Below are 23642 nucleotides of genomic sequence, written 5' to 3'. Positions count from 1 at the left end.
GGCGGGGCGGCAAAGGCCGTCAGATGCCTCGCGCACCGCGTTCCGGGATATCGAGTCCCAGATGCGAGCGCAGCGTCGTGCCCTCGTATTCGGTGCGGAACAGCCCGCGCTGCTGCAGGATCGGCACCACATCCGAAAAGAACAGCCCGGAGCCTTCGGGGTGGTAGGTCGGCATCACCACATAGCCGTCGCAGGCGTCCGCCAGAAAGCGCTCAGCCATCTGGTTGGCGATCTGCTCCGGGCTGCCGGTCAGCGTCCAGTGCCCATCCGAGCGACCGGTGAGTTTTACCAGCTCGCGCAGCGTCCACCCGTCATTGAGAGTGAGATCGGCAAAGATCTTGTAGCGGCTCTGCCGACCCTGCACCGCCGACACATCCGGCAGCGCCTCGCGCGGGATCGGTTTGTCGAGATCGAAGCCGGACAGGTCGACGCCGGGGATATAGCTGTTGAGCTTCCTCAGCGACGCCTTGATGTCGATGAACTCGCCCAGCTCCCGCTCCGTAGCTTTTGCCTCCGCCTCGGTCGCCCCGATGATCGGGGTGATGCCGAGCAGCAGCTTCACCCGGCGCGGATCGCGGCCGGCGGCGCTGACGCGGGCCCGCATGTCGCGGGCGAATTCGAGGCTGTCCTCCAGCGTCTGCTGCGCCGTGAACACCCCCTCGGCCGTCTCGGCGGCAAAACCGCGGCCGATCGGCGAGGCGCCGGCCTGGAACAGCACCGGCCAACCCTGCGGCGGGCGCTGGATATTGAGCGGCCCGGCCACGTCGAAGAACTTGCCGTGGAAATCGGTCGGCCGGATGTCGGCGATGTCGCCGAACTGCCCGCTGGCCCGGTCGATCTTCAGCGTTTGCTGGTCCCAGCTGTCCCATAGGCGCTTGGCAATCTCGACGAACTCGGCCGCCTGGGCATAGCGCACATCCTGGTCGGGCAGGGGCGTTGCACCATAGTTCTTCTCGCCAGTGGCCGAGGTGACGATGTTCCAGCCGGCGCGGCCGCCCGAAACGCGATCGAGCGAGGCGAACTGCCGGGCCACCGTATAGGGCTCGGAGAAGCTGGTCGAAACGCTCGACACCAGTCCGACCCGGCTGGTGAAGGCCGCGAGATACGAGGTCAGCACCACCGGCTCGAAGGCGTTGAGAACCGGGTTTACCCCGAGCGCCTTGGGGTCGAGCGAGGGGATATCGGCAAAAAAGATCGCGTCGATCTTGGCCGCCTCGGCTGCCTGCGCGAACGCCACGTAGAAGCCCGGCGTATTGGCGAGCTCGATATTGCTCCCCGCTCGGCGCCAGGCGCCCTGCTGGTTGCCGCCGCCCGAAACGAGCACGGCGATGTTCATCTTGTCATGGCCGGAGGGCCGGGCGCTGGGCATCATCGAGGTCCTGGTGGAAATGGCTTGGGCGCCGGCTGCTGCCGGCGCCCGCATGCGGATCGATCCGGCGATCAGCTCTTCGGCTTGGGTTGCACCCAGTTCGAGGCGTTCTGGCCGATATTGACGCCCGGCGCCTCGAGGTTGAGGTCGGAGATGTTGTAGGCGGTGAGGATCTCGGCGTACTTGCCGTTGTCGAACAGGATCTGCAGCGCCGCCTCGATGGCGCTGGCGAGCTCGGTGTTCCCCTTGTCGACGATGAAGCCGATATAGAGGTCGCCCAGTTCCGGCGCCGGCACGAGGATCTGGCCCGGGTTCAGCCCAGCCGCCTCACGAAAGCGCCCCACGGCGGTGGCCGAGATATCGGCGCGCGGCAAGCGGCCCGACTGGATCGCCTGGTCCTTGGCGGTGGCATCGGGGAACTCGATGAAGTTGGCCGGCTTCAGCCCCTTGCTCTCGCACTGCGACAGCGCCTTGAAGATGATGTTGGTGGTGCCCTGCACCACGCCGAGATCGCGCCCGCAGAGGTCGAACACCGTCTTGATGCTGTCCTTGTCGGCTTCGTCGATCAGCAACTGGAAGGTGAGCCGGGTGTGGTCGATGAAATCCACCTGCTCGCGGCGCAGGTCGTTGTCGCCGAGATCGCCCAGCGACACATCCGAGCGGCCTGACTTCACCCCGGCGATCAGCTGCTGGAACGGCGCTTCGGTATAGACCGGTTTCACCCCGAGGATTTCGGTCACCGCGTTGAACAGCTCGATCTCGTAGCCGGTGAACTCGGTGGTGCCTTCCTTGAAGAACGAGTGCGGCGCGTAGACGGTCGAGGCGCCGACGTTGAGCACCCCGGCATCGCGGTACTTGGCCGGCAGCAGGGCGCGGGCCGCCTCGGCTGCGGCATCCTGGGCGACGGCCTGAGCGGCGAACAGCGGCGCCGCCACGGCGAGCGTCAGGCCGGCGGCGCGTAGCCCCTTGGTTACGAGTGATGAGAGCTTGGTCACAGTCAGTCTCTTTCTTGCATGATGGGCGTTTGCCCGGTTGTTCAGGCGCGGTCGCGCCGGCCCTCGGCCGGAGCGAACCTGAAATGATCCTTGAGGAACTCGGCGGTGCGCGGCTGGCGCGGCCGGCTGAAGATCTCGCTTGCCGGTCCGTCCTCGATGATGCGGCCGGCATCCATCACCGCGATCCGGTCGCCTGCCTCCTCGGCAAAGCGCATCTCGTGGGTGACGACCACCATGGTCATGCCGTCGCTGGCGAGGGCCTGCATCACCCCCAGCACCTCGCCCACCAGTTCGGGGTCGAGCGCACTGGTCGCCTCGTCGAACAGCATTACCCTGGGGGTCATCGCCAGCGCCCGCGCGATGGCGGCGCGTTGCTGCTGCCCGCCCGAGAGCTGGCTGGGGTAGCTGTCGTGTTTGTCGGCGAGCCCGACCCGCGACAGCAGGTCGGTCGCGCTGCGTGTGGCGCTGGCACGGCTCGCGCCGAGCACCTGTACCGGCCCCTCGATGACGTTCTCGAGCACCGTGCGGTGCGAAAACAGGTTCACATGTTGCGACACCAGCCCGACCCGGCTGCGGAATGCTGCAGCCTCCCGCCCGGTCCACGGCTTCAGCACGCCGTTGCGCTCGGTATAGCCGACCCGCGTCTCGTCCAGCACCACGGCGCCGCTGTCGAAATCGGTGAGCGCATTGAGGCAGCGGAGCAGGGTGCTCTTGCCCGAGCCGGAGGGCCCGATGATGCAGCGCACTTCGCCCTGCCGGACATCGAGATTGACCCCGTCCAGCACCCGGTTGGCCCCGTAGCTTTTGGTAACGTTACGCACACGGATCAGGGCCGGCGCTTCCGTCGCGACGCGTAGGTCGGGAGGAGCGTAGTTCATCGCGCCACCCCGGCCGCAAAACGCCGCTCCAGGAGGCCCTGGACGATGGTGAAGATGATGGTCAGCACCAGGTACCAGATGCTGGCGACGATCAGCAGCGGGATCACCTGGTAGTTGCTGGCATAGATTCCCTGCGCTCGGGTCATCAGGTCGCCGACGCCCACCACCGAGACCAGTGAGGTGGCCTTCAACAGGTTGATCATGTCGTTGCCGAGCGGCGGGATGATCGATTTGGCCGCCTGCGGCGCGATCACCCGGCGGAACGCCTTGGCCCGCGTCATCCCCAGCGCGATCGCTGCTTCGACCTGGCCCGGCTGCACCGACAGCAGCCCGCCGCGAATGATCTCGCCCATATAGGCGGCCTGATTCAAGCCGATGGCGATGAGGCACGCCACCAGCGGGCTCAGGAGCACATTGGTATCGCCATAGAGCCCGATATCGGTGAACGGGATGCCGAAGCCGAGCTCAGGAAAGAAGGTGCCGAGATTGTACCAGATGAGGATTTGCACCAGGAGCGGCACCGCCCGGAACAATCCGAGATAGCCCACCGCGATGGTCTTGATCAGCGGGTTGGCCGACATCCGCATCAGCGCAATCACCAGCCCGCCGACGAGCCCGATGACAGCGGACAGGAAGGTGATCAGCAGCGTCGTGACGAGGCCCTGCAGGATGATCGGCGCGGTCAGGAACTTGCCGATCGAATCCCAGCGCATCGCCGGGTTTGTGGCCACTACCGATACCGCATAGGCGGCGATCAGCCCCGCCACAGCCCAGACGAGGCCGCTCCGCACCCGATGCCAGTGGCCCGAACGCGGACGCTCCACCGGTCGATCCTCGAGCGGCACACTGCCCCGTTCGGCGATATCGAGCGTCAGTTGCGTCAAGCCCAGCCCCCGCTGCATCCGGGAAGGATACAGTGTTGATTAAATCGACTGGATTAGTAGTCTATGTGTTGGAACCGGTCGAGGAACTCCGGCAGCGCGCCGGTCGCAGGCGACGAAAAAACCTGCCCTCGGAGAACGTTAGCTTAGGACGGACGTTTCAATCGGGACGTTTTGCGTCGTGACCAACCCGCAAGGAAGCACGCATGAACGAAGCGCATCCACGCCTCTCCATCCTCATTATCGGCGGTGGCGCCAGCGGCGTGCTGCTCGCCGCGCACCTCCTACGCAGCGCCGCCGATATCCGCGTCACGCTGGTCGAGAAGCGCCCGAGCCTTGGCCGCGGCGTCGCCTATTCGACCCGCCAGCTCGATCACGTGCTGAATGTCGCCGCGCCCGGGATGAGCGCCTATGCCGATGATCCCGACCACTTCTGGCGCTGGCTGCGCGACCGGAAACTCGTCACCGAAGCCGAACGCTTCGTCTTCGTGCCGCGCCGCCACTACGGCAGCTATCTCGCCGACGTGCTGGCCGAAGTCGAAGCCACGGCGCCCGGCCGGCTCCACATCGTCCACGACGAGTGCATCGACGTCCTGACGACCGGGGCAGGGGTGGAAGCCAGACTTGGAAGCGGCGCCAGCCTGATGGCGCATGCCGCCGTACTGGCGGTGGGGCACGAAACCAACCCGGCCCGCGCCAAGGGCATTGCCGTGCGCGTCGGCTCCGACGCCGATACGCCGCTCGATCCCGATGCCCCCGTATTGCTGCTCGGCTCGGGCCTCTCGATGGTCGATGCCTGGCTGTCGCTGGCCGAAGCCCAGCATCGCGGCCCGATCACCGTGGTCTCCCGTCACGGTCTCCTGCCCAAGGCACACCGCCAGGTGGCGCCGATCCCGCTCGAGGCGGCCGACGTGCCCTTCGGCACCGAGCTCCACTATTTCACCGCCTGGTTCCGCGATTTGGTCGAGGAGGCGGCGGAGCGTGGCGAGGATTGGCGCAGTGTCGTCGATGCGCTCAGGCCGTTCAACCAGCGGATCTGGCAGAACTGGTCGCTCGGCTCCCGCCGCCGCTTCCTCAGCCATGTCCGCCCGTTCTGGAACATCCACCGCCACCGCCTGCCGCCCGACCTGCACACGCGACTGGAACAGGCAGTGGGGGCAGGGCAGGTCCGCCTCGTCGCCGGCACCTACCTCGATATCGAACGGCGCGGCGCCGAGGTTCGCGCCACCGTGCGCCGCAAGGGCGCCAGCAATCTCACCTTCTTCGACGTCATCAGAGTCTACGATTGCGGCGGCATCAGCGTCGACGTCGAGCAATCGAGCAACCCGGCCATCCGCGCCCTTCTCGCCCGCGGCGACATCCGCCCCGACCCGCTCCACATCGGGCTTGAGGTCGACACCGACTGCCGCACCATCGACCGCTTCGGCACGCCATCCGACCGGCTGCTGGCGGTCGGGCCGCTGACCCGCGGCACCTTCTTCGAGATCGAGGCGATTCCGGATATCCGGGTGCAGTGCGCCGAACTGGCAAGACGGGTGCTGGGCGAAGCCGCCGCCCGCGCCTTTGGCTGAGCCTCAGTTCCTCGACGTCTTCTGCGTCCACATGCCGAGCCGATTGGTTACGGCCACAAGGAAGGAAATCGACCACCCGATCATGATGATGCCGCTGAGCCCCTCGAGCGACGCGAAGAGCTGCCAGGGCTCCTCGGTCTGCACCACGCCGCCGCCAATCGTCGTGAACGTCGCTGCCGAAAAATAGAGCGCCGTATGCACCGAGTCGATCGCACCGGTGACGACATAGATCGCCGCGTAGACAGCGATCTGCACAAGGTGCAGCACGAACAGCAGATACACCACGAGCCCCATAATGGTGATCTGCCACGTCTGCGCCATCCCCTCGGGCCGTGCGCTCAGGCGGGTCACCAGCCGCGAGATCATGCTCAATCCGGCAATCTGCATCAGCACTGCCGCCGTGAGGCCCACGGCCAACCAGCCGAGCTGCAGCAGAATGATCGAAGTCACCGAGCCCTCCGGGAGACAGTCGCCGTCAGCGGAAGAATTGAACGGCGGCCACCCACGGTCAAGGGCACCGACGACCTCACCGATCGGGGGAGCGGGAGAACTGCCAGGGACGATAGACTCCCGGCGCGCCATACGGAGCTCTGGACGCTACTTGCGGCCAGACTCACCAGGAGCGGCCATCAGCACTTGTACGCGGTGCGGCACGCACCAGGTGCGCACCAAGGGCAAGCCTTGTGCGGCCGGAACACTAGCTGGTGCTGGCGATGGGGCGTCCTTCCAAGGGGCGTGCGCAGCCGCCCCTCGCAAATCGAGATCAACTACCGATCATCCCGTCGTGATTGCACGAAGCCCCGGAAAATAGGTGGAGATAGGAGTTTCTACTTCGTCTGCGTTTTCGAGCGCGCGACGGATCTGAGAGGAGATCTCGGCCTGATAGGTCGCGATACGCGGCACCAGGCTAAAGATATCTGTCGTATCGATAACGATTGTTCGCATCTGATTGATGTCGAACGGGATGCTATCTGCCTTGCGTATGAGTTGGACGATGGGCAGCCGCATCATGTGTCGAATGGCCAGTTCGTAGAACACATTTGGATTATGATAGGAGAGATCTACAACCACCAGACGTGACCGGACTATGTACTCGATTATCTGCTTCGTGATTACTCCTGGTTTATCGATACCGTCGGCGCGCACTACCGTTAGTTGAAAGGACTGAATCGCGGGTTCAAGAAAAGTTCCAAGGAAGAGGTCGGAATGTTTCCGCTGCTCGCTATCCGGACCGCCTATGGGAGTAATGTAGAAGCAAGTCGAGTCGAATTGCGCATGTTCAGCTGTGACCACCGCGCCGCTTACCCTTGTCGCCGGCGGCCCGAAGCTCGGCTGGTTGGCAGCGGTGGACGACGGTTGCAGCTGATCTAGTGCATGGTCCTTGGATACGATGCGCTCGGCTCCCGAAAGCGTAGCCAGAAGCCCAACGAAGCGGAGGTTGAGAATGAACGTGTCTATTGCCTCCTCAGCGGCCGTGGCGTCTGCGCCAAGTTCCTTCGCGGCATCGATAAGCGCAGCCTTGGCCGGCAATGATCGGCCGACAAACCTCTCGTGGAGCTTGCCGAAGATCTCGATGTCCTCGATCGCTAGCTTGATGCGCGCTCGAAGCTGGTCACGCGGTGAGATACCAGGATCAACGGAGCGCAGGCCATCTGGCGTTAGTTCCAGCATGTCGGCCTGATACCCGCCCTTTATGAGAGCGTACTTGTTGGCGTTGATGATCAACTGTCGGCTGGAACCGCTTTCAGGCGATTTGTCGAGATGATGGAACAAGCTGAGGCGCCTGACTGCCTGTCCGCTGCCGAACTCGAACACCTGTCGTGCAAACTCTAGCGGCTCCTCAAATGGCGCGGCCGGAAAGTTTCTTACCACGCGTCGACGACGGCCGACCTCGGCAGCAACCTTCTCGTTCACCGCTTCTACGTTCTTGCGGACCACGTCGCCGGCCGGTCTTTCAGCATTCTCCGCCTTGCCATCTGCAACTTTCGCGGCTTTAGCCCTTGGCATGTTGTCCCCCATGACTTGGCGTACCTTAACCAGGATACTGTTGTTGCACTAGATGCGGCACCACATAGGCGAGGTCTGCGATCGTCGCCGAATTGTGCTTCATTGGTTTGTCATTTATTACACCGTCGTAGCCGCGCAACGCGGTCGTTCAAAGGAAGCGTCGGTTGTCGAAGAAAAAATCATCCCAGCCGCCCAAACAGGGCGCATTCAAGATTAGCACCCCTCGCGCGCCGGCCCACAAGGTATTGGCAAACAAAAAGGTACACATATTCGTCGATGATCAAAACCTGTTTTGGGGGATCGTCAACTCGGGCGGCGGAAAGGGATTCCGGATCGACATTGGGTTGCTTACGCTTGCCGCTTGTAAGGACACCAATGGACAGGCGCGTTTCATTGAAAGTGCGTATGTTGCTGGCGTCATACCGGATGACGACTACTTCTGGGAAATCTGGAAGCAGCACAATTTCACCGTCAACCGAGGCTTTCTCGGGACGAACAACCGGTCAAAACAAGACGATGCATACCTCATTCGAGACATGACAAAGACCATATGCCGATCGGAGGCGCCTTCGACCATTGTCCTAATCGCGGGGGACGCCGACTATGGCCCTGCGCTTCAGTTTGCTGTCGAGGAAGGGTGGCGTGTTGAGGTCTTTACCACTGGTCGTGGCGTATCAGCGGCACTGGAGCCGTACGTCCACGAGTTCAGGATAATTGACGAGAGCCAAATCAAACTCCAGCGCTGAAGGTATCCCAGCGCGCTTTCCCCGCAACGGCAATCCCAAAGCAACTGAAGCTAGAAGAATTGGCGCGCCCAAGGGGAATCGAACCCCTGTTCCCGCCGTGAGAGGGCGGTGTCCTGACCGCTAGACGATGGGCGCGGAGGAACTCTTTATCGGCGATGAGCGCCGTACCGTCAACCACCAGCCCATGAGGGGAAAGTGGCGCGCCCTAGGGGAGTCGAACCCCTCTCTGCACCGTGAAAGGGTGCCGTCCTAACCGATAGACGAAGGGCGCCGCGGTGGCGTCCGTATAGGGAGGTTCATTCGGGCTGGCAAGGGTGTTTTTCGAAGAAACACGCGCTTATGTCAGCCCCTGTGGAAGCTCAGCAGCCCGAGAAGGTGACGGGCTTCTTCCAGCCGCGCGGCCGGTCGCGCACGTCGACATGGATGAAGCCACGGCCCGGGTAGCAGCCGAGGCCGCCGACCTGCTCGTTGCGCAGGGCGAAGGCGACGAGCTGGCCCTTGCTGACGCCTGGGATGAAGAAATCCACCGCCATACAGCGCATGTGATAGCTCGAATCCTCGCCGCCGCCGATGATGTTGCGGATCGGATCGCGATAGCCGGAGTTGACCACGATCTTCTTGCCGAACCGGCGCTCGAACGAGCTGATCACCGAGCGCAGTTTCGGCGAGATGCAGGAATTGTCGACATCGGTCGACGACAGGAACATGCCGGCCCGCTGCACGTAACCCTTGTAGGAGGCGCCGCCCCCGCCGCCGCCCAGGAAGAAGCAGCCACTCAGCAGCAAGGCGCTTGCGAGCGCCGCAATCAGTCGGATCATTCGTCACTTCCCATGCCGCGCGTCAGGGCGGTAGCAGAACGCCGGCCCTTGCCCGGCCGGCGCTCGCGAGGAAGCTACAAAGTCTTGGCTAACCGCCCGCTAAGCCGATTGGTTACCGGTCGGTTACCCCGAAGGTTTACCAGGCGCCGGTATTCGGCATCGACAGCCACGGCTCGGCGGGGGCGAGGGCGGCGCCTTCCTGCAGGATCTCGACCGAGATGTTGTCGGGCGAGCGGACAAACGCCATGCGGCCGTCGCGGGGCGGGCGGTTGATGGTGTAGCCGAGCTTCTGCATATGGGTGCAGAACTCGTAGATGTTGGCGACCTCGTAGGCGAGGTGACCGAAATTGCGGCCGCCGGTATAGACCTCGGGGTCCCAGTTGTAGGTGAGCTCGACCGGCGTCTCGTGCTGGCCCTTGGCGGCGAGGAAGATCAGCGTGTAGCGGCCCTTCTCGTTCTCGGTGCGACGGATTTCCTCGAGCCCGAGGCCGTCGCGATAGAATTTCAGGCTCGCTTCGATGTCGGTGACCCGCACCATGGTGTGGAGATACTTCACGTCTGGTCCTCCCGGAGAGTGTGCTCGGGTGCGGCCTACAACGGCTGGCCGCCCGCATCAAGTTGGACACTCGTCGACAACACACGGCTCATCGAATACCGAGCTGGAAGCGCCGGTATTGCCGGTCCTCCAAAGCGGTTGCGAAAAACCCCTGACAAAATCGTAAACGCTTCTTAACTTCCCCGGCTGAATCGGACACAGTGCCTCATGTGTGGCGTACCCCGAACAGCGGCGGGGCGAGTACGAAAAGGCTTGAGGCATGGGGGCCAAGTTTAACGCCGACGGTGACGAGCCCGGGTTCCGGTCCGACGAGACCGGCCCGCTCGGACAACACCCGGCATCCGACCACGGCGGCGACGCCAATCTCGATGTCATCGAGGTGGTTGGGTCGATCAAATGGTTCGACGTTTCCAAGGGGTTCGGCTTCATCGTCCCCGACGATGGTCGCCCCGATGTGCTGCTGCATGTGACCTGCCTGAGGCGGGACGGGTACCAGACCGCCTATGAGGGCTCGCGCATCGTCGTCGAGGCGCTGGCGCGCCCGGGTGGGCTGCAGGCTTTCCGCATTCTCTCGATGGACGATTCGACCGCCAAGCACCCGGCGCAGATGCCGGCGCCGCGTACCCATGTCACCGTCGAGCCGACCAGTCGTCTCGAGCGCCTCGAGGTGAAGTGGTTCAACCGCATCCGCGGCTTCGGCTTCCTCTCGGCCGGCGACGGCGCTCCGGACATCTTTGTCCACATGGAGACGCTGCGCCGCTTCGGCATCACCGAACTGCGCCCCGGCCAGCACGTCCTCGTCCGCTACGGCACCGGCCCCAAGGGCCTGATGGTCGCCGAGATCCGTCCCGACGGCTGGGGCGACGCGCCGTCCTCGCACTAATCTCGCGCGCCTCCCCGCGTGGCGTGGAGGCAGCCGTATCATGCGTGGTGGAGGCCGGTTGTCGGGCCGCTATTGCGGCTGGATGAAGCCGTTATGGCTCGAGGCGAACTTCCAGCCTTCGGCGTTGCGCTTCAGCACATAGAGCTTGGTGCCCTCGAGCTCGCCCTCGACCCGTGAGCCATCGGCATGCACGGGCGTAGCCCGCACATTGACCGCGGCGACGTCGTCATCGACGAACAGCACGTGCTCCACTTTGTAGGTGGCGTGCACGTCGCCCAGCGCTGGGGTGAGCACCCGACGGGTGAAGGCGTCGATCTCGTCGCGCCCGGTCAGCCGCACGCCGCCGCCCGTCACCCACACCGCATCGGGCGAGAACAGCGCGATGAAATCGTCGGGGCTGCGGTTGCGCTGCGACGCTTCAACCGCGGCAACAAAGCGGTGGATGGTCTCGATATCGGCAGTCCGCTGGGCATTCATCTGGGTTTCCTTCCATCTGGGATGCCAAGCTTGTCGGACCTCAACCACCGTTGAGGTCAATAGCCTTTCGACGCTGTTCCCTAACGCGTCTCTTACGCTGTTCTCTAACGCGCCTCTTGACGCTGTTCCCGAACCCGGGCCGCTCCGCTAAGCTGTCGCCAGTTCGCACTAACCCCCCAAGATCCCATGAACATCCTCCGGGCCCTGCATGGCGCCTTCATCGCCCTCCTGCTCCTGACGCTCACCGCCTGCGCCTCTGATGACCGGCTGGTCATCGAGTCGCGCAACGGCAACCATCCCTTCACCGTCGAGGTGGTGGATACGCCAGAATCGCGGGCCAAGGGCCTGATGTATCGCGAAGCCCTGGCGCCCGATGCCGGCATGCTGTTCGATTTCAAGGAAAGCCGCGAAGTCAGCTTCTGGATGAGCAACACGCTGATCCCGCTCGACATGGTGTTCATCACCGCCGAGGGGTTGGTGGCCAATATCCACGCCAACGCCCGGCCGCTCGATCTGACCTCGATCCCGTCCGATGGTCCGGTGATGTTCGTGCTGGAAATTCCGGGCGGCCGCGCCAAGGAACTGGGCATCGCCGCCGGCGATCGCGTCGTGCACGATCGCATCAAGAACGGCGCTACAGCCGGCTGATTACCATGCAGTCGAGCACCGCCACGAGGTGGAGGCTGGCGCCGGCGACGACGAAGCCGTGCCATACGGCGTTGTGGAAGGTCAGACGCTCCCACAGGTGGAAGATCAGCCCGACGCTGTAGCAGAGCCCGCCCGCCACCAGGAGCCACAGCGCGACGCCGGGCAGGTGCGAGGCGAGCGCCTGGAACACGAACACACCGCTCCAGCCGATGCCGAGATAGAGCACGATCGCGCCCCGCCCGAAGCGGTGCGGCACGAACAGCTTCAGCGCCATGCCGGTAAGCGCCGCGCCCCAGATCAACAGCCCGATGATGATGCTCGAGGGTGTTGCGCCCAAGAGCACCAGGAACGGCGTATAGGTGCCGGCGATGAACAGGAAGATCGCCGCCTGGTCGAGCCGCGCCAAAGTACGCTTCGCCGGCGAGGCGATCGGGCAGAGGTTGAAGGCAAGCGAAATGCTGAGCACCAGCAGCAGGCTGCCGACATACAGCACCAGCGCCGGCAGCTCGTTCGGCGCCGTCTCGTAGCCGGCAAAGGCCAGCAGCACCGCCCCGAGCGCCACGGCGACGACGATGCCGATGCCATGCACCACCCCGTCCGCGATCAGCTCGGGCAGGGAAAAGGGGCGGCCCCGGGTCCACCAGGTTCGGGCAATGGTCGTCTCGGTCGTCACGGCGCTTCAGGGCTCTCTCACAAGCGCTTTCAGGAAAAGTTGCGGACTCTTCCGGTTCGAAAGCGCGACAAAGGATAACGGCGCAGAGCGCTTCGACTTTTCGTCGAAACGCTCCGAAGCAAATAAGCTGTGACAATCCCGTCATCGGACTGTCACAGTCAACCCATTCCGCACTCCGGCCGCTTGACACGTAACGCAGTTGTTACAACTGTCCGCGCACTCCATTGTTTCGGAAGACGAAATGAGTCTCGCCGACCTCTATTCCGCCCTCGCCGATCCCACCCGTCTCCGGGTGCTCGAGCTGCTGCACGACAAGGCCCGCCCGGTGCATGAGCTGGCGGCCGCCTTCGATATCAGCCGCCCGGCCATCTCCCGGCACCTGAGGGTGCTGAAGGAAGCCGGGCTGGTGCAGGAGGTGAAGCAGGGGCGCGAGAACCTTTACTCGTTCCAGCGCGACGAGCTGAAGCCCGGCATGGCCTGGCTGGAAACGCATCAGAAGAAGCCGGGCAGGGCGAGGAAGGCTGCGGTGGCGGTAGCTGTCGCCCCCGAAGCTCCAGAAACCGTCGAAGCGCCGGTACGTCCCCCTGAGCCGATCGCGCCTGAGCCGATCGTCGCAGCTCCGGTGGTTGCGCCGGAGCCCGTTCTGGTCGCACCCGAGCCGGCTCCGGTGCCCATGGTCGCAGCTTCCGAACCGCCCCCGGAGCCGATCATTGTCGTCAAGTCCAAGGCCCCGGCCAAGCCGCGCGTCGCCAAGCCGAGGGCCGAAGCAGAACCCGTTGCCCCGCCGCCCAAGCAGACCCCGCAGCTGTCGTTCTTCGATCTCTAGGCTGCTGGTCCCAACTCACCGGTGTCATCCCAGCGAAAGCTGGGACCCCGCGGCGAGGGCTCTTGCCCTCGTCCGCTCGCAGCCTGTGCCAGCCGATGGATGGGTCCCAGCTTTCGCTGGGATGACATCGAGTGTGTGGCGCGCCTCGTGGTCCTCGCCCCTTCACGGCCCCGGCAGCACCTCGTCGATCCGGGCGGTCAGGTAATACCCCAGCAGCCCCGCCCATTCGCGCAGTGCGAGACTGCTCACCGAGATGTTCTCGGTCGATTGGTCCGGCTTGATCCGCACCCCTTCGGCGCCGCTCGCCAGGTAATCCGCCGGCCACGGGATGACAGGGAAATCGGCCTTGCGGAACAGCCCCACCGCTCGCGGCATATGGAAGGCCGAGGTCACCAGCAGCCAGGTCTCGCCCGCGCTGACCTTTGCCAACTGCTTGGCGAACTGCGCATTCTCCTCGGTGTTGCGCGACTGGTCATCCATCAGGATGCGCTCGGGCGCGATCCCGAACGCCTCAAAGAAGCGCTTGCCCGCCAGCGCTTCCGGCTCCTGCTGCACCAAAGCCGCCGGCCCGCCGGCAATGACGATCCTGGCGTTCGGGTGGTGCAACGCCAGCCGCAGGGCCTCGACGAACCGGTCGCCGGAGCGGTTGAACTCATAGCCGCCGCGCACCGAGTTCACCTCGCCATCCATGCCGCCGCCCAACACCACGATGCCGTCGACCCGAGCCGGCTCCGCCGGCCGTTCGAACCGCTGCTCGAGCGGGGTGATCAGCACATAGCCGAAGGTGGTGAAAGAGCAGAGGAGCAGCAGCAGCAGCGCCAGCCCGACCAGCATCCGCGAGATCCACCGCCGCCTGAGCCAGCTCAACGCCAGCCCGGCCACCAGGAGCAGCACAACCAGCGAAAGCGGCTGCACCAGGAGCCAGAAAATCCGCGTGAGATAGGGGAACACGGCAGGGTCCTCCCGGAGCGTTTTCAGGAAAAGTTGCAGACTTTTCCGGTTCGAAAGCGCGACAAGTCAAACGCTTGGAGCGTTTCATCGCTTCAACGAGCGATGGAGCGCTCCAGTGTGGCGCGCACCCTGCCATTGCTGCCGGGAGTCGGCAAACCCAAGGCCTGACAATCGAGACCGATTGCGCTACACCCGCGCCACGGCCTCGTAGCTCAGGGGATAGAGCAGCAGCCTTCTAAGCTGTTGGTCGCAGGTTCGAATCCTGCCGAGGTCGCCACCCGCCCAACCAGCGTTGGTCATCCGCCAGAGGAGCGCGAGCTCCTCTCCGCTAGCGGCTTGGTGTGAAGCTCAGCCTGTTCCAGCGTCACCCATCCTCACATCGCGGTTGCTGACACCACCGGGCCCGCCCGCGACGGCCGGTATAGTGGCGTGACCCCCTCAGGTTACTTGGGGTGGCAACCAACACGAACCATGCGGCCAATCTCTCAGCCCTGAACCTGCGCCCATCACTAAGGGTTTGAATCGATGTCGGTTTGGCGATCGACCTGTGGGAGTCGAAAAGAAGGCTGTTATTTTGCGAAGATTTGGGTTTTTCTGTCACTGGCGACCTTAGTCCGTATCAGAGATACTTTGCCGGTCGAAATGGAGGGCACGATGGCTGCCGAGGGTGCAAGGAGTTCAGGCAGGTTGGTCCTTGGGCGTGCCTGGTACTGGCTGGGCGCCTTCGTGCTGTCGGGGATGCTCTGGCTGCTGATCATCTGGGCTGTTTCGAGTCTTACCAGCGCCGGAGAGGTTAGCGTGCGCCAAATGATTGGCGACGCTCGGTATTGGCCCCCGGCATGTGAGCAGTCGGTGTGCGTGCTGACCGGGCTCGGCGGCATTGTCCAGGTCTGGGAGCGGCACGTCGACAAGTACAAGGGGCTTGGGCGAAGCTTCGTTGTCGAAGGCATGTGCGCCAGCGCTTGTGAGATCGCCGCGCGCAGGGCAGGGGCGCGTATCGCCCCGGGAGCTACGCTGATCGTTCACGAACCGAGCCCCGCTCGATGGTCATAGATCGCGGGGCCCCGATCCTGCACCCACGATGTGCGATCGCTGCGGGTGTCGAGTGCCACGTCAATCAACTTTGCAATGGGTAAGCGGGGTTGACGGTGCGTCCCAGTCAATGGGCGCTGCAAGCCTCTTCGCCCCGAGAGTTGGTGCGTGGGCCGCGACGAGCCGGCCGACCTGCCGACGCCGCCATCCGTTCTTTCTCGGCGCTCCCTGACTGCCGGCGCCGGTCGCAACCACCGGTGCATGGTGCAAGACCATTTTCCTTGCACAACCAGCGACATACCGACCTTAGTCGGGATTGTGGCAGTGTCGGGCATGGCAGCTAATTGCCATGCCCGACACTGCGTCCACACTCGCTATCGGGTGGGCCGGATGCTGCTCTTTGTCGGACGGCATCCGGTTCCCCCTGTTTGGCCCTGCAGCGCCTTCAGGACGTTCGAAAACGCCACAAGACCAAAACTAATGCTTGCGCCAGACCTGTACGTCCTCCTCGGCGACAAGTCGCAGCCCGTCGCTGTTTTCTACATAGACCGACGCCGTCTCGCCCAATGCCCGCAGCATCCGGGCTGCGAACAGCGCGTCCGAGATGGCCTCATCGCGCTGCGTGTAGGGGCGCGGACCCGAGGCCGTGTCGAGGTCGCGGCCGGGGCTGGCGATTCGCCAGCCGGCTCCGTCGTGCCGCACCAGAATTCTCACCGTCGTCATAAACTGCTCTCCGATCGGCCCTGAACGTCCGAATACGGCTCGCGGTTGCCTGGAACGCCTCAGGAAAAAGCCAGTCCCCACAAAGGCGGGGATTGCGGACTTTTCCACCTCGGAAGCGCGACAAATCAAAGACCTAGCCTAGCCGCGAACGGCGGCAGCAATGAGGTTAGCTGCAGTGGTGTTGTGCTGGCGTGATGCAGCTGTTCTGTCGCCCTGCATCAGGGCCTGAGGCCGCGCCCCAGCAGCAGCTGGTAGGTGGTCAGCCGGTGGCCGAAGCGCTCGGCGTCAACCGGCCCGAGGTCCTCGACGCTGTCGAAGCGATCGGCGAAGCCGCTCGGCGGCGCGCCGGCCGGCGCGACGATGATCACGTTCTTGCCCGTATCCGGCAGCTCTTGTCGCCAGAGGCGGAACTGCCCCGGCTGGCCGCTGAGGTCGATTACGTTGCCGTCGCTGCCCAACCCAAAGGCCAGCTTGGCGGTGTTGCCGTAGGTGGTGGAGGCGATCAGCGAGGCGCCGTGCAGCGCTGCGGCGGCCTTGGCCGCGGCTGCCAGCTGCTCCTGCCCGAACGTCTCTACCGCCTCGCGGTCCCGGACGCCGAGCAATTGGGTGGGCAGTGGCGCCGCCAGATAATAGAGCGTCGCCAGGCTCATCAGCAGCATGCCCCAGGCGAGGTGCAGTCGGATCGCCCAGCGCGAGCGCACGAACAGCGGCGCGACGATGACGAACGGCAGAAAGCTCAGCACCAGCCAGTGCGGCTTCACCTGGTTTGCCGCGGCGCTCCAGCTGGCGAGCGCCAGCATGCCGACACTCGAGAGCAGGGCGGTCCACCGCCCCAGCAACTGGTAGGCGCCCTGCGGCCCGGCAAGCTCGCGACCGAACAGGAAGCGGAACAAGCCCCAGGCGAGGAATGGCGAGACGTAGAACAGCGACGCTGTGAGCACCGAGGTCACGCCGTCGAGCGAAAAGTGGCTGCCGCTGGCATTGAACCGCCCGGCAGTGTGGAAACCGACGCTGACGAAATGGTGCTGGGCGTTCCACCACGCCACCGGCAGGGTGATCGTCACCGTCAGCAGCCCCGCCAGATAGAGGTGCGGCGAGCGGAGCAGGCGGCGAAATTCCAGTTGGCCGACGATCACCACCAGCAGCCCCAGGGCGATGAACACCGCATTGTACTTGCTGAGTCCGGCCAGTCCCATGAACAGGGCGCCGAGGTAGAGGTCGCGCAGCCGGCCCTCGCCACCATTGCGCAGCGCACCCAGATACTTACCCAGCTGCAGCATCGACAGTGCCGAAAAGCAGATCAGCACGTGGTCGGGATAGTTGAGCGTCGTCAGCGCATTGAGCAGCGGCGAGGCACAGAACAGCGCCAGCCCGACCCAGAAGTGCCGCTCCGGATCCTCGGGAGCCAGCCACTCGGCGCTGCGGGCGAGGCCGTAGACCAGCACGCCAAAACTCAGCAGCGCCGGCAGGTGCACCGCGATCGGGGTCCAGCCCAGCAGCAACGCCGCTGCTCCGCCGGCCCATCCGACCAGCGGCGCATGGTCGAGATACGACCATTGCAGGTGCGCTCCCCACAGCCAGTAGTAGGCCTCGTCGATGTTTGGCGGCACGAACAGCGCGTAGACGAGCTTGAGAACGAGGAAATACGCCACCGCCAGGCGCGGCAATACAAGGTCGCGCCGCGCCATGCGCAGCTCAACGGCCGACCCGCCGGCTTTGGCTATCCCCCAGTCCACGATGCGTCCCGTGCCCCCCGGCAACGGCGCATCATTTGCACCTCGTGCCCCGGGCCGCAAGCGTCTTAGCCGGCGCGGCGCGTGCTCTCGCGTATGACCAGGTCGGAGTTGAGCACCACGTGGATGGGCTCGTCCTCGGGGGCGATACCTTCGATGATGTCGATCAGCGAGCGGGTGGCCATCCGGCCGATCTCCTCGCGCGGCTGCCGCATGGTGGTCAGCGGCGGATCGAAGAAGCGCGCCACGGCGATATCGTCGAAGCCGACCACCGAGATGTCGCGCGGGCAGTCGAGCCCCTCGAGCCGCAGCCGGTGGATCAGGCCGATGGCCATCTCGTCATTGCCCGAGAATACCGCCGTCGGCAGTTTGCCGCTGGCGAGCAGGTGCTCGGCTGCGGCAGTACCCGACTCCATGTTGTAGGTGCCGGGGAACAGCCATTCCTCGCGCACCGCCAGCCCGGCCTCCTGCATCGCCTCGGCAAAGCCGATGAAGCGCTCGTTGGTCGACTGGTTGCGCGATGGCCCGATGATGTGGCCGATCTCGGTGTGCCCGAGCTCCACCAGGTGCTTGATCGCCCGCTTGGCCGCCAGCCGGTTGTCGGTGATCACCGAGTGGATCTTGGCATCGGGGATCTCGTCATAGGCGGCCACCAGCGGCAGGGCGACGCCATCGTCGCGCAAGCCATGCAGCCGGTTGGTGTCGAGCGAGCCGTCGAACAGCAACAGCCCGTCGGCGCGGTTGGAGAGCAGGTAGTCGCTGAGCCAGCGGTTCGGGTCATCGCCGATCCGGCTCGCCACCAGCACGCTGTAGCCGCGTTCGGCCGCCTCGCGGATCACCGCGTCGACGATGGTCGAGTAGAACGGGTTGCCGATGTTGGGCGCCGCCATCAGAATCGTCCGCGCTGCCTTGAGCCGGAGCGATCGGGCCGCCTGGTTGATGGTGTAGCCGGTGTCGCGCACCGCAGCATAAACCCGCTCACGCGTTGTCTCCGTCACCCTTTCGGGCGAACTGAGCACACGGCTGACTGTCGCCGCGGACACACTTGCGTGACGGGCAACGTCCTGAATCGTCGGTGTTTTTCTTGCCAGGACCATGAGTTCGCAGCGCTCCCTCGCCGCTGCTCGCCCGCTCTGTCTAGATCGACCTTGACAGCCGCGCAAGGAATGTCTGAAACTCCTGCAATCGATTGCATTGACCTTCTGCAAGGGGTTGTGTAATCGATTACACGCAGCCAGCACCGGAGCTTTCCCAACAAGAGGGGCCCCTGCGCGGCTGGCGCAAATTTCGCGAGGGGCGTTTTGCTCCTGGGTGAACGTTGGGAGGATTACATTATGAAGTCAGTCGTGTCGGTGGTGGCCCTGGTGGCTGCCGCCTTGCTTGGCAGCACCTCGGTGCGCGCCGCGGACGTTGAAGTCATTCACTGGTGGACGTCGGGTGGCGAACAGGCCGCCGTGTCGGTGTTCGCCCGTGAGTTCGACGCCCTGGGCGGCGACAAGTGGGTCGATACTGCTATCGCCGGCGGCGAAAATGCCCGTTCGGCCACGTTGCAGCGCATTCTCGGTGGCGATCCTCCGGGCGCGGCGCAGTTCAACCCCGGCCGTCAGTACGAAGAACTGATCGCCGGCAACATGCTGCTCGATCTCACCGATCTGGCGACGAAAGAGAACTGGGCTGGCTTCATCCGTCCGGCGTCCATCTCCGAGGCTTGCCTTGTCGATGGTCACTGGTGGTGCGTGCCGGTCAACATCCACTCGTGGAACTGGGCCTGGGCTTCGGTCCCGGCATTCGAGAAGGCCGGCGTGCCGCTCCCGACCAGCTTTGACGACTTCCTCGCGGAAGCTCCGAAGCTTCAGGAAGCCGGCATTATCCCGTTCGCCATCGGCGGCGAAAGCTGGCAGATCAACGGCGCCTTCGGCGTGATCCAGACCTCGCTGCTCGGCCTCGAGAAGCGCGAAAAGATCCTGAAGGACAAGGACCTCGAGCTGGCCAAGGCAGAGATGCCGGCGGTGTTCGAGAAGTTCCGTCAGTTCAAGCAGTTCTCCGATGCCGGTTCGGCGAACCGCAACTGGAACGACACGACCAACCTCGTCGTGACCGACCAGGCGGCCCTGCAGATCATGGGTGACTGGGCCCGTGGCGAGTTCGGTGTCGCCGGTGAGAAGGCCGGCGTCGATTACGCTTGTCTGGCTCTGCCGATCGATCACCCGACCGTCTCCACCGGCGGCGACATCTTCCTGTTCCCCAAGCAGTCGGATCCGGCTGTCGAAGCGGCTCAGCTGAAGATGGCTTCCATGATGGTCAACCCGCAGGTCCAGGCGCTGTTCAACAACGCCAAGGGCTCCATGCCGATCCGTGACGACGTCGATATGTCGCTCGCTGACGACTGCATGAAGCGCGGCCTCGAGATCATCAAGGACCCGGCGAACATTGCCGTGGATGCCGGCCGCTGGCAGTCGAACGACACCACCGGTCAGATGAACGACCTCGTCGCCCAGTTCTGGGCTGACGACACGATGACTGCCGCGGCAGCCGCCGAGCAGTACGTGACGATCCTCCAGAACGCCGACTGATCTGGTGCTATGATGTCCGGGCGGTGCCAAAAGCACCGCCCGGCTCTTTTTTCGGCGTATCCGGGTGGGCAGGGGATCCGGTGCCGGTTGTTTCAACAACGCGGGGAGTGAACCATGACCCAGATCGCCGAACCGGGCGAGCGAGCGGCGCCTGGTTTTGCCGGCACAGCAGCGGAGCACAAACCGCGCACGCGCCGGAAATTCAACATTCAGTCAGTGCTGGGCACCACGCCGATGATCGTCACGGCGGTCGGGGTGTTCGTGATCTGCATCATCTTTTCGATCATCTGGTCGTTCACCAATTCCAAGTTGTTCCCGAACTTCAACTTCATTGGCCTGGCTCAGTACGAGCGGCTGTGGGCGAACGATCGGTGGAACATCTCGGTCCGCAACCTCGCCGTGTTCGGCGTGTTGTCGATCGGCGTCAGCATGGTGTTCGGCTACCTGCTCGCGGTCTTCATGGATCAGCGCATCAAGCAGGAAGATCTGTTCCGCTCGATTTTCCTCTATCCGTTCGCCATGTCGCTGGTCGTTACCGGCCTCGTCTGGCAGTGGATGTTCGACCCCAATCTCGGCATCCAGTCCGCCGTACGCCAGCTTGGCTGGACGAACTTCGAGTTCGCGCCGCTGGTAAAGCAGGAGACTGCGCTCTACGGCCTCGTGCTCGGCGGGTTGTGGAACGGCGTCGGGGTGACCATGGCCATTCTGCTGGCGGGCCTCCGCGGTGTCGACTCCGAGATCTGGAAGGCCGCCAAGGTTGATGGCATCCCGACCTGGAAGACCTACCTGTTCATCGTGTTGCCGATGATGAAAGGCGCCGTAGCGACCGCCTTCATCCTGCAGATGACCGGCATCGTGCGCGTCTTCGACATTGTCATCGCCATGACCCAGGGCGGACCGGGCGTTTCGACCCAGATGCCGGCCGTCTACGTCATCCAGCACATCACCGACCGCGTGAACGTCGGCCAGGGTATGGCCGCCGCGACGATGATGTTGTTGCCGGTCATGCTTCTCATCGCCGTGCAGTACCTGCTGCGCTGGAACGCAAATCGCAAGGCGGGCAGGGCATAATGACCACTGAAGCCATCTCACCGGGCCTTTCTGCCGGCACGCTCTCCGGACCGCGCGGCCCCAAGCCCAAGACCGTCACCATCGGACGGATCGGCGTCTACGCCTTCCTCATCATCTCGGCCGTCTTCTTCCTGATGCCGCTTTGGGTGATGATCGTGACGTCGCTGAAGACGATGCCGGAAATCCGCGAAGGGCACCTGTTCAACTGGCCGGCGCTCCTCACCTTCGACCCGTGGCTCAAAGCCTGGGACACCGCCTGTACCGGCCGCGACTGCAACGGCCTGAAGCCTGGCTTCTGGAACTCGGTGAAGATCACTGCGCTCTCGGTGCCGGTCTCTATCGTCATCGCCATGATCAACGGCTACGCCCTGAGCTTCTGGAAGTACAAGGGTTCCGAGCTGCTGTTCGGCATCCTGATCTTCGGCGCCTTCGTGCCGTTTCAGGTGGTGATCTATCCGCTGATCATCGGGCTCTCGAAGGTGGGGCTGTTCGCGACGCTCCCGGGCATCGTGGTCGTCCATACCATCTTCGGCATGCCGATCCTGACGCTGCTCTACCGCAACTTCTTCGCCTCGCTGCCGATCGAGCTGTTCAAGGCAGGCCGCGTTGACGGGGCAGGGTTCTGGGGCATCTTCTTCCGCATCATGCTGCCGATGTCGGTGCCGATCACCATCGTCGCCATCATCCTGCAGGTTACCGGCATCTGGAACGACTTCCTGTTCGGCACGGTCTTCGCCGGCCGCGAGAACATGCCGATGACGGTGCAGCTCAACAACATCGTCACCACCACGACCGGTACCCGCGAATACAACGTGAACATGGCTGCAACCATCCTCACGGCAGCGGTTCCGCTGGTGGTCTATTTCATCTCGGGTAAATGGTTCGTCCGCGGCATCGCCGCCGGTGCGGTGAAGGGGTAATCCTCAATGACGACTAGCGTTTCCATCAAGGATCTCAGCCTCAACTTCGGTAATGTGAAGGTCCTCGAGTCTCTCGATCTCGAGGTCGCACAGGGCGAGTTCATCGTGCTGCTCGGGCCTTCGGGCTGCGGCAAGTCCACGCTGCTGAACTGCATTGCTGGCCTGCTCGATGTTTCCGACGGGCAGATCTTCATTTCCGGCAAGAACGTCACCTGGGACGAGCCCAAGGACCGTGGCATCGGCATGGTGTTCCAGTCCTACGCGCTCTACCCGCAGATGACGGTCGAAAAGAACCTGTCGTTCGGCCTGCGCGTTGCCCGCATGCCGAAGGCCGAGGTCGATGCCCGCGTCAAGCGCGCCTCGGAAATCCTGCAGATCGAGCCGCTCTTGCAGCGCAAGCCCGTCGAACTCTCCGGCGGCCAGCGCCAGCGTGTCGCCATCGGCCGCGCCCTGGTGCGCGATGTCGATGTGTTCCTGTTCGACGAGCCGCTTTCCAACCTCGATGCCAAGCTCCGCAACGACCTGCGCATCGAGATCAAGCGGCTGCACGCCCGGCTCAAGAACACCATGATCTACGTCACGCACGACCAGATCGAGGCGATGACCCTGGCCGACCGCATCGCCATCATGAAGAATGGCGTGATCCAGCAGCTGGCCGACCCGCACACCATCTACAACAAGCCGGTCAACCTGTTCGTCGCCGGCTTCATCGGCTCSCCCTCGATGAATTTCATCAAGGGCGATCTCAGTGGCACTACGCTCAGCGTCGATGGCCAGGCCAACATCCCGCTTGGCAACTACCAGTTCGCCAACCAGACCAATGGCGCATCGATCCTCGGCATTCGGCCCGAGCACATCGCTGTCGGCGAGGAAGCGCGGAAAATGCCGGTGCAGATGGAATCGGAGATCGAGATCGTCGAGCCGATGGGTGCCGATACCGTCGCCTGGACCAAGATCGCCGGGCAGTCGCTCACCTTCCGCGCTGCCGCCGAAGTACATCTCGAGCCGGGCCAGAAGGTCCTGATCGGTTTCGATCCGGGTCGTGGTTCCGTCTTCAACGCAGCGAGCGGCAACCGCATCTGACCTTTCGGCTCATTGAGCTTACCGGACGCGTAGCGGCCCGCCGAACGGGCTGCTACGAACCGCGATAAATCAGCACTGCGCCGCCCCGGCAACGACCGGGGCGGTGGCTTTACGGAGCGCTTTCAGGAAGAGTTGCAGACTTTTCCGGGGTCGAAAGCGCGACAAACCGAGGATCGAGTGCATCTCACCGTTTCAGCGAAACGGAGAAGTGCACGAGTGGAGGAGACA

Annotated in this window: 24 protein-coding genes and 3 tRNA genes; 11 read left to right on the top strand and 16 right to left on the bottom strand. The window is 64.0% G+C overall.

The annotated features are described in order from the left end of the window. Positions 1-19: 19 nt before the first annotated feature. From ASC68_RS11180 to ASC68_RS11165, 4 genes are read right to left on the bottom strand one after another with little or no spacing between them, the layout of a single operon-like run. Positions 20-1423 (bottom strand): NtaA/DmoA family FMN-dependent monooxygenase, encoded by a 1404-nt coding sequence (locus tag ASC68_RS11180; protein WP_055878776.1) that lies wholly within the window; start codon positions 1421-1423, stop codon positions 20-22. Between the two features lie 17 nt (positions 1424-1440). Continuing rightward, complete coding sequence (locus tag ASC68_RS28970) at positions 1441-2364, bottom strand: transporter substrate-binding domain-containing protein (RefSeq protein ID WP_055878774.1); 924 nt, start codon at positions 2362-2364, stop codon at positions 1441-1443. 41 nt (positions 2365-2405) lie between these two features. After that, positions 2406-3242, bottom strand: coding sequence for an amino acid ABC transporter ATP-binding protein (locus ASC68_RS11170; RefSeq protein ID WP_248310526.1), 837 nt, complete (start codon positions 3240-3242; stop codon positions 2406-2408). Beyond that, complete coding sequence (locus tag ASC68_RS11165) at positions 3239-4126, bottom strand: amino acid ABC transporter permease (RefSeq protein ID WP_197421166.1); 888 nt, start codon at positions 4124-4126, stop codon at positions 3239-3241. Before ASC68_RS11165 ends, ASC68_RS11170 begins: the two co-directional genes overlap by 4 nt. A gap of 203 nt (positions 4127-4329) precedes the next feature. On the opposite strand from ASC68_RS11165, the gene ASC68_RS11160 reads away from it, so the two are divergent. Further along, positions 4330-5694 carry an FAD/NAD(P)-binding protein gene (locus ASC68_RS11160; protein ID WP_055878768.1) on the top strand — a complete coding sequence of 455 codons (1365 nt, stop codon included), beginning with the start codon at positions 4330-4332 and terminating at the stop codon, positions 5692-5694. A gap of 3 nt (positions 5695-5697) precedes the next feature. On the opposite strand, the gene ASC68_RS11155 is transcribed toward ASC68_RS11160, so the two are convergent. Together ASC68_RS11155 and ASC68_RS11150 are read right to left on the bottom strand one after the other, a co-directional pair. Beyond that, positions 5698-6144 (bottom strand): ion channel, encoded by a 447-nt coding sequence (locus ASC68_RS11155; RefSeq protein WP_055878765.1) that lies wholly within the window; start codon positions 6142-6144, stop codon positions 5698-5700. A 324-nt stretch (positions 6145-6468) separates the two neighbouring features. After that, positions 6469-7713 (bottom strand): hypothetical protein, encoded by a 1245-nt coding sequence (locus tag ASC68_RS11150; RefSeq protein WP_248310525.1) that lies wholly within the window; start codon positions 7711-7713, stop codon positions 6469-6471. 152 nt (positions 7714-7865) lie between these two features. Here ASC68_RS11150 and ASC68_RS11145 point away from each other — a divergent pair, with 152 nt between their 5' ends. After that, positions 7866-8447 (top strand): NYN domain-containing protein, encoded by a 582-nt coding sequence (locus ASC68_RS11145; RefSeq protein ID WP_082528076.1) that lies wholly within the window; start codon positions 7866-7868, stop codon positions 8445-8447. Between the two features lie 60 nt (positions 8448-8507). Here the strand turns inward: ASC68_RS11145 and ASC68_RS11140 are convergent. The 4 genes from ASC68_RS11140 to ASC68_RS11125 all read right to left on the bottom strand — a co-directional run bounded on the left by ASC68_RS11140 (position 8508) and on the right by ASC68_RS11125 (position 9821). Continuing rightward, positions 8508-8582 (bottom strand) — tRNA-Glu (locus ASC68_RS11140). A gap of 61 nt (positions 8583-8643) precedes the next feature. Continuing rightward, positions 8644-8718 (bottom strand) — tRNA-Glu (locus tag ASC68_RS11135). A gap of 88 nt (positions 8719-8806) precedes the next feature. Beyond that, the gene (locus ASC68_RS11130; RefSeq protein ID WP_055878762.1) at positions 8807-9265 is read right to left on the bottom strand and encodes a D-Ala-D-Ala carboxypeptidase family metallohydrolase; all 459 of its coding nucleotides are present in this window, start codon (positions 9263-9265) and stop codon (positions 8807-8809) included. A gap of 136 nt (positions 9266-9401) precedes the next feature. Further along, entirely contained in the window at positions 9402-9821 is a 420-nt protein-coding gene (locus ASC68_RS11125) for a VOC family protein (protein WP_055878759.1), read from the bottom strand. Between the two features lie 259 nt (positions 9822-10080). Here ASC68_RS11125 and ASC68_RS11120 point away from each other — a divergent pair, with 259 nt between their 5' ends. Further along, a complete protein-coding gene (locus tag ASC68_RS11120; RefSeq protein WP_082528075.1) occupies positions 10081-10704 on the top strand; it encodes a cold-shock protein in 624 nt (207 codons plus the stop codon). A 69-nt stretch (positions 10705-10773) separates the two neighbouring features. Here the strand turns inward: ASC68_RS11120 and ASC68_RS11115 are convergent, their stop codons facing one another. Continuing rightward, a complete protein-coding gene (locus ASC68_RS11115; protein WP_055878756.1) occupies positions 10774-11181 on the bottom strand; it encodes an SgcJ/EcaC family oxidoreductase in 408 nt (135 codons plus the stop codon). Between the two features lie 186 nt (positions 11182-11367). Here ASC68_RS11115 and ASC68_RS11110 point away from each other — a divergent pair, with 186 nt between their 5' ends. Then, positions 11368-11829: a DUF192 domain-containing protein gene (locus ASC68_RS11110; protein WP_055878753.1), complete on the top strand. Its 462-nt coding sequence runs from the start codon at positions 11368-11370 to the stop codon at positions 11827-11829. On the opposite strand, the gene ASC68_RS11105 is transcribed toward ASC68_RS11110, so the two are convergent. Continuing rightward, positions 11816-12502: a hemolysin III family protein gene (locus ASC68_RS11105; RefSeq protein ID WP_055878751.1), complete on the bottom strand. Its 687-nt coding sequence runs from the start codon at positions 12500-12502 to the stop codon at positions 11816-11818. The two genes, ASC68_RS11110 and ASC68_RS11105, sit on opposite strands and share 14 nt — an antisense overlap. A gap of 241 nt (positions 12503-12743) precedes the next feature. Here ASC68_RS11105 and ASC68_RS11100 point away from each other — a divergent pair, with 241 nt between their 5' ends. After that, positions 12744-13328, top strand: a complete 585-nt coding sequence (locus tag ASC68_RS11100; protein WP_055878746.1) for a metalloregulator ArsR/SmtB family transcription factor — start codon at positions 12744-12746, stop codon at positions 13326-13328. A 162-nt stretch (positions 13329-13490) separates the two neighbouring features. Here the strand turns inward: ASC68_RS11100 and ASC68_RS11095 are convergent, their stop codons facing one another. Then, the gene (locus ASC68_RS11095; RefSeq protein ID WP_055878744.1) at positions 13491-14279 is read right to left on the bottom strand and encodes a YdcF family protein; all 789 of its coding nucleotides are present in this window, start codon (positions 14277-14279) and stop codon (positions 13491-13493) included. A 201-nt stretch (positions 14280-14480) separates the two neighbouring features. Between ASC68_RS11095 and ASC68_RS11090 the strand changes: the two genes are divergently transcribed. After that, positions 14481-14556 (top strand) — tRNA-Arg (locus ASC68_RS11090). Between the two features lie 377 nt (positions 14557-14933). Then, positions 14934-15332: a hypothetical protein gene (locus ASC68_RS11085; protein ID WP_055878741.1), complete on the top strand. Its 399-nt coding sequence runs from the start codon at positions 14934-14936 to the stop codon at positions 15330-15332. Between the two features lie 456 nt (positions 15333-15788). Here ASC68_RS11085 and ASC68_RS11080 read toward each other — a convergent pair whose 3' ends face one another. The 3 genes from ASC68_RS11080 to ASC68_RS11070 form a co-directional block, all read right to left on the bottom strand. Then, positions 15789-16034, bottom strand: coding sequence for a hypothetical protein (locus tag ASC68_RS11080; protein ID WP_055878738.1), 246 nt, complete (start codon positions 16032-16034; stop codon positions 15789-15791). Between the two features lie 218 nt (positions 16035-16252). Then, a complete protein-coding gene (locus ASC68_RS11075; RefSeq protein WP_055878735.1) occupies positions 16253-17722 on the bottom strand; it encodes a glycosyltransferase family 39 protein in 1470 nt (489 codons plus the stop codon). Between the two features lie 113 nt (positions 17723-17835). Further along, complete coding sequence (locus tag ASC68_RS11070) at positions 17836-18864, bottom strand: LacI family DNA-binding transcriptional regulator (RefSeq protein WP_082528074.1); 1029 nt, start codon at positions 18862-18864, stop codon at positions 17836-17838. Positions 18865-19101: 237 nt separating this feature from the next. Here ASC68_RS11070 and ASC68_RS11065 point away from each other — a divergent pair, with 237 nt between their 5' ends. The 4 genes from ASC68_RS11065 (at position 19102) to ASC68_RS11050 (ending at position 23414) form a co-directional block, all read left to right on the top strand. Then, the gene (locus ASC68_RS11065) at positions 19102-20340 is read left to right on the top strand and encodes an ABC transporter substrate-binding protein (protein WP_055878729.1); all 1239 of its coding nucleotides are present in this window, start codon (positions 19102-19104) and stop codon (positions 20338-20340) included. A 114-nt stretch (positions 20341-20454) separates the two neighbouring features. Next, positions 20455-21411: a sugar ABC transporter permease gene (locus tag ASC68_RS11060; RefSeq protein WP_082528073.1), complete on the top strand. Its 957-nt coding sequence runs from the start codon at positions 20455-20457 to the stop codon at positions 21409-21411. Then, the gene (locus tag ASC68_RS11055; RefSeq protein ID WP_055878726.1) at positions 21411-22331 is read left to right on the top strand and encodes a carbohydrate ABC transporter permease; all 921 of its coding nucleotides are present in this window, start codon (positions 21411-21413) and stop codon (positions 22329-22331) included. The genes ASC68_RS11060 and ASC68_RS11055 overlap by 1 nt, the downstream gene beginning before the upstream one ends. Positions 22332-22337: 6 nt before the next feature. Beyond that, a complete protein-coding gene (locus ASC68_RS11050) occupies positions 22338-23414 on the top strand; it encodes an ABC transporter ATP-binding protein (RefSeq protein ID WP_055878724.1) in 1077 nt (358 codons plus the stop codon). The last annotated feature ends 228 nt before the right edge of the window (positions 23415-23642 follow it).

It is taken from the genome of Devosia sp. Root105 (genome assembly GCF_001424865.1).
Taxonomy (GTDB): Bacteria; Pseudomonadota; Alphaproteobacteria; order Rhizobiales; family Devosiaceae; genus Devosia_A.
The sequence above is the reverse complement of the archived record's forward strand: the minus strand, read 5'-3'. Positions and strand labels throughout refer to the sequence as shown.

What these genes read in the sequence shown, in the direction of transcription:
- ASC68_RS11080 (WP_055878738.1), bottom strand. Translation starts at nt 16,034, where the DNA reads ATGACGACGGTGAGAATTCTGGTGCGGCACGACGGAGCCGGCTGGCGA.
- ASC68_RS11065 (WP_055878729.1), top strand. Translation starts at nt 19,102, where the DNA reads ATGAAGTCAGTCGTGTCGGTGGTGGCCCTGGTGGCTGCCGCCTTGCTT.
- ASC68_RS11085 (WP_055878741.1), top strand. Translation starts at nt 14,934, where the DNA reads ATGGCTGCCGAGGGTGCAAGGAGTTCAGGCAGGTTGGTCCTTGGGCGT.
- ASC68_RS11110 (WP_055878753.1), top strand. Translation starts at nt 11,368, where the DNA reads ATGAACATCCTCCGGGCCCTGCATGGCGCCTTCATCGCCCTCCTGCTC.
- ASC68_RS11060 (WP_082528073.1), top strand. Translation starts at nt 20,455, where the DNA reads ATGACCCAGATCGCCGAACCGGGCGAGCGAGCGGCGCCTGGTTTTGCC.
- ASC68_RS11070 (WP_082528074.1), bottom strand. Translation starts at nt 18,864, where the DNA reads ATGGTCCTGGCAAGAAAAACACCGACGATTCAGGACGTTGCCCGTCAC.
- ASC68_RS11160 (WP_055878768.1), top strand. Translation starts at nt 4,330, where the DNA reads ATGAACGAAGCGCATCCACGCCTCTCCATCCTCATTATCGGCGGTGGC.
- ASC68_RS11170 (WP_248310526.1), bottom strand. Translation starts at nt 3,242, where the DNA reads ATGAACTACGCTCCTCCCGACCTACGCGTCGCGACGGAAGCGCCGGCC.
- ASC68_RS11130 (WP_055878762.1), bottom strand. Translation starts at nt 9,265, where the DNA reads ATGATCCGACTGATTGCGGCGCTCGCAAGCGCCTTGCTGCTGAGTGGC.
- ASC68_RS11180 (WP_055878776.1), bottom strand. Translation starts at nt 1,423, where the DNA reads ATGCGGGCGCCGGCAGCAGCCGGCGCCCAAGCCATTTCCACCAGGACC.
- ASC68_RS11150 (WP_248310525.1), bottom strand. Translation starts at nt 7,713, where the DNA reads ATGGGGGACAACATGCCAAGGGCTAAAGCCGCGAAAGTTGCAGATGGC.
- ASC68_RS11115 (WP_055878756.1), bottom strand. Translation starts at nt 11,181, where the DNA reads ATGAATGCCCAGCGGACTGCCGATATCGAGACCATCCACCGCTTTGTT.
- ASC68_RS11100 (WP_055878746.1), top strand. Translation starts at nt 12,744, where the DNA reads ATGAGTCTCGCCGACCTCTATTCCGCCCTCGCCGATCCCACCCGTCTC.
- ASC68_RS11075 (WP_055878735.1), bottom strand. Translation starts at nt 17,722, where the DNA reads ATGGCGCGGCGCGACCTTGTATTGCCGCGCCTGGCGGTGGCGTATTTC.
- ASC68_RS11120 (WP_082528075.1), top strand. Translation starts at nt 10,081, where the DNA reads ATGGGGGCCAAGTTTAACGCCGACGGTGACGAGCCCGGGTTCCGGTCC.
- ASC68_RS11055 (WP_055878726.1), top strand. Translation starts at nt 21,411, where the DNA reads ATGACCACTGAAGCCATCTCACCGGGCCTTTCTGCCGGCACGCTCTCC.